This is a genomic window from Mesorhizobium sp. M4A.F.Ca.ET.022.05.2.1 (assembly GCF_003998845.1).
In the GTDB taxonomy this organism is placed as follows: Bacteria; Pseudomonadota; Alphaproteobacteria; order Rhizobiales; family Rhizobiaceae; genus Mesorhizobium.
Window position 1 is genome coordinate 1 of record NZ_RZOJ01000616.1, and the last position, 2,435, is coordinate 2,435.

The 2,435-nt window shown below is 67.3% G+C and carries 3 protein-coding genes; all 3 read right to left on the reverse strand.

Translation table 11 applies throughout. The features are described from left to right. The coding region (locus tag EN745_RS33635) for a copper resistance protein CopC (protein WP_189363245.1) at positions 1-1,051 on the reverse strand (1,051 nt) is incomplete at its 3' end. Positions 1,052-1,106: 55 nt separating this feature from the next. Next, a complete protein-coding gene (locus tag EN745_RS33640) occupies positions 1,107-1,628 on the reverse strand; it encodes a YcnI family protein (protein WP_127405814.1) in 522 nt (173 codons plus the stop codon). A gap of 32 nt (positions 1,629-1,660) precedes the next feature. Further along, complete coding sequence (locus EN745_RS33645; RefSeq protein ID WP_127405813.1) at positions 1,661-2,206, reverse strand: copper chaperone PCu(A)C; 546 nt, start codon at positions 2,204-2,206, stop codon at positions 1,661-1,663. Positions 2,207-2,435 lie beyond the last annotated feature (229 nt).

Consider the following 2,435-nt stretch of genomic DNA (forward strand, 5'->3'; position numbering starts at 1 on the left):
GCGTCTGCACCTGGATGACGGCAAGCACGATGCCGGCGGCGGCAAGCACGGCGACGACCGGCAGGATCGCGCGCGAAAACCGATGCAGGAAAGCCCCGGCATCCTTCGACTGCTGCCTCACCGAAAGCCCGAGCGGCACCAGCGCGCCGGCCCAGAAGGCGATGCCCGCACCGTGCAGGAACACCATCGGCCGCGTCAGCCACTGCGGCTCGGCCGCGCTGGCATGGCCGCTGGCGGCGAGCGCGGCGCCGACGCCAGCCAGCCCGGCAAGGGCAAGCGGCTTGCGGCCGCCGCGCGGCCCGGCCAGCGACAGCAGGCCGAGACCAAGCGCGATCAGCGCGATCAGAACGGTCCAGCCGAAGCTGGTGGCGAACGCGGTCTGCCAGACCACCGGCTGCGCCAGCCGGGCAAGCGGCGCGCCGAGCGCATCGAGCCCCTGCAGCCCGAGCGACATTGGCGCCGCCGCCAAGCCGCACAGGATCGCGCCGATGACGAAGCGCCGGCCGCAGCGTTGGTCCTCGGCCAGCCAGGCAAGCGCGAAGGCGCCGCCGACACCAAGAAACAGGCCAACATAGAGCAGGACCTTGCCGATCCAGATGGCTGACCGCAGGTCCCAGTCGACCGCCCCCCCAGCCACCGGTGGAGCGCTCGGCGCGCCGATGGAGAAGAGCACGGAGCCGCCGACCGGATGGCCATCCTCCGAAATCACCCGCCAGCTCAGCACATGCGTGCCGGCTTTCAGCGTCTCGGGATTGTCGATCTCGATGGTCTGATCGTCGAGCCGATAGGACGTCAGGACAAGCTGAGTGCCGTCCGGCCGCACCAGGTTGAGCACCAGCGGCGACACCGGCTCGCTGAAGCTCAGCGAGAATCTTTCCGGGCTTTGCGCCAGCACCGCGCCGTCCACGGGATCGGCGTTGATCAGCGCCGCATGCGCGAAGGCGCGGTCCGGCAGCGCCATAGCCGCAAACAGCAAGATGACGGCCAGAAGCCGGGCAAAAAGCCGGGCGGCTCGCCAGTCGTCGATGCAGGTCCTTGGGGAAGCGCTCATGCGACCATCGCAAGCAGGCGGCGCGCGCCCTGGAACGGAGCGCGCCGCCGGGAGATCATTTCTTCGGCAGGAGCTTGATGCCGGGCGCCGGATTTTCCAGCTCGTCGTCCTCCTGCCCGGCGGCCGGTATCTCGATCCAGCGCGCCGCGGCGCCGCCGTCGCATTCCTGCACGACGGGGAAGTAGAGCATCTGGCCGACGGGCAGATCCGCCGTCAGATTGGCTCTGAAGACGAACTCGTCATAGAATTCGTCCGGCAGATTGCCGCCGCTCCAGTCGACCTCCTTGACGCCGGTGGTCAGCGTCTCGCCATAGAGCTGGTAGGACTTCTCGTACTTGCCTTTCTTGGTCTGCAGCGTCCAGCCGGGTTTCGGCATCGGCTTCACCGAGATCATCCCTTCCGGAATCTGCACGCGCACGGCGGTCGTCGCCTTGCCCTCACAGCCATGCGGCAGGCGAAGCACCGCCTTGTAGGTCGAACCGACAGGCGCTTCCTGGGTTTCCAGCGTAACATGGGCCAGCGCCGCATTTGTCCCGAGCGCGAAAAGCACGCCGGCCGTCAAAAGATACTTGTTCATGATTGTCCCTCGAAGTTTGTGTGGTTGCCGGGTCACTCGGCGTGGTCCATGTCGGTGTCACCGGTTTCACCCATGCCTTCGACTTCGAACTCGACGGTTACGCTGCCGGCCTTCTCGAAGGTGAGCGTCGCCGGGAATTTTTCGCCCTGCTTGGGCTGCCGCTTCAGCCCAACGAACATCAGGTGGTAGGCGCCCGGCTTGAGCGCCACCTTGCCGCCGGCCGGGATTTCGAGGCCGCCGCTGACCGGGCGCATGGTCATGACGCCGTCCTTGACGCCCATCTCATGCAGTTCGGCCTTCTCCGAAATGTCGGAGGCAATCGCCAGCAGCCGGTCCGGCGAGCTGCCTTTGTTGATGATGGTGAAATAACCGCCAGCCACCTTGGCGCCGGCAGGCGTGGCCCGCGACCAGGGATGCTCGATTTCGAGATCGCCGGCCTTGAATTCATGCGCGAAGGCGGCGCGAGCGCCGACTAACAGCATGGCGAGGGTGGAAAGGACGATGCCGAGGCGCTGCCAGCGCCGGGATCGGTTGCTGCGGCCAGACGCGCTGGCCTGCGTTGCGGTAAGGGAAAACATGGTTGCTCCATGATGCGGTGACCGCACCGCCGCGACGCCGCGGACGGTCCGGACGTTGGATGAATGCGCCCGCGAAAGGTTCCGCGGATCGGACAGTCAGACTATTGCCGGCGGCGCGCGCGGATTGGCCGGAGAGCGGGTGCGGGCAAAGTCCAAGTGCCTGAACGCCGGCGCCGGGAAGGCGACGGCCTCCAACAGCTCCGCTCGGACCAGCGGGCTAGAGTCCGGC

Coding starts and splice junctions, on each gene's coding strand:
- EN745_RS33640 (WP_127405814.1), bottom strand. CDS start 1,628: ATGAACAAGTATCTTTTGACGGCCGGCGTGCTTTTCGCGCTCGGGACA.
- EN745_RS33645 (WP_127405813.1), bottom strand. CDS start 2,206: ATGTTTTCCCTTACCGCAACGCAGGCCAGCGCGTCTGGCCGCAGCAAC.